Source organism: Aureimonas flava (genome assembly GCF_003583935.1).
Taxonomy (GTDB): Bacteria; Pseudomonadota; Alphaproteobacteria; order Rhizobiales; family Rhizobiaceae; genus Aureimonas; species Aureimonas flava.
On record NZ_QYRN01000023.1, the window covers coordinates 1 to 1320 of the forward strand.

1 protein-coding gene and 1 other annotated feature are annotated in these 1320 nt (G+C 65.5%); the gene reads right to left on the reverse strand.

Annotated elements, in window-relative coordinates; genetic code table 11:
• Positions 1-41: 41 nt before the first annotated feature.
• A protein-coding gene (locus tag D3218_RS19420) for an IS3 family transposase (RefSeq protein WP_119541728.1) occupies positions 42-1270 on the reverse strand; the annotation gives its coding sequence in 2 pieces (ribosomal slippage) (positions 42-982 and positions 982-1270; 1230 coding nt in all).
• Positions 873-989 (reverse strand) — a sequence feature (AL1L pseudoknot). (Overlaps the previous gene by 117 nt.)
• Positions 1271-1320: the final 50 nt, after the last annotated feature.

The following is a 1320-nucleotide window of genomic DNA, read 5'->3' on the forward strand; positions in this document are numbered from 1 at the left end:
TGAACCGCCCCGGGTTTGCCGGAGGCTGATTGGTTTGAGTCCTACGCGGCGATCGGAAATGCCTCAAGCTGGGCGTAGTATGCGGCCTCGGCTTCGGCTGGCGGGATGTTTCCGATGGGCTCGAGCAGGCGTCGGTTGTTGAACCAGTCGACCCATTCGAGGGTGGCGAACTCGACGGCCTCGAAGGAACGCCAAGGTCCGCGACGGTGGATGATTTCGGTCTTGAAGAGGCCGATCACTGTCTCGGCGAGGGCGTTGTCGTAGCTGTCTCCAACGCTGCCGACCGATGGCTCGATGCCGGCCTCAGCGAGGCGCTCGGTGTATCGAATGCTGACATACTGGGCTCCGCGGTCCGAATGGCAAACGAGCCCGCTGCCGGCGAAGGGCTGGCGCTGGTGGAGAGCCTGTTCCAGGGCGTCGAGCACGAAGTCCGTCCGCGCGACGCGCGACACGCGCCAGCCGACGATGCGGCGGGCAAAGGCGTCGATGACGAAGGCGACATAGACGAAGCCGTTCCAGGTGGCGACGTAGGTGAAGTCCGACACCCAGAGCATGTTCGGACGCGGCGCCTTGAAGACGCGGTTGACGCGGTCGAGCGGGCATCGCGCTGACGCGTCGGCGATCGTCGTGCGCACGCTCCTGCCTCGCACGGCGCCCTTCAGGCCCATGTCCCGCATCAGGCGCGACACTGTGCATCGAGCGACCGCGAAGCCCTCGCGCTTCATCTGCCGCCAGACCTTCCGTACGCCGTAGACGCCGAAGTTCTCGTTGAACACGCGGCGCACGTCCGCCTTCAGCACCGCGTCGCGCTTTGCGCGGGCGGGCAACCGAGAGGGGGCGGCCTGGCGGGCGGCATGTTTGTGATAGGTCGACGGGGCGATCGGCAAAACGCGGCAGATCGGCTCGACCCCGTAGGCATCACGATGCGCGTCGATGAACGCCTTCATCGCCTGAACGGGCGGTCGAGTTCCGCCTGGGCAAAATAAGCCGATGCCTTCCTCAGAATCTCGTTGGCCTGGCGAAGCTCACGCACCTCCCGCTCCAGCGCCTTGATCCGCTCGCTTTCCTCGCTCGTCGGCCCAGGCCGCAGCCCATCATCGCGCTCGGCCTGGCGCACCCAGTTGCGCAGCGTCTCGCCCGAGCAGCCGATCTTCGAAGCGATCGACTGGATCGCTGCCCATTGCGAACCCTGTTCATCACGGTGATCCATCACCATCCGAACCGCACGGGCGCGGACCTCGGGACTAAACGGCGGTGTTCTCTTCGTCATGGCTCCATCCTCTCAAGAGTTGGAGCCTCCGACAAACCCGGGGCGGTTCA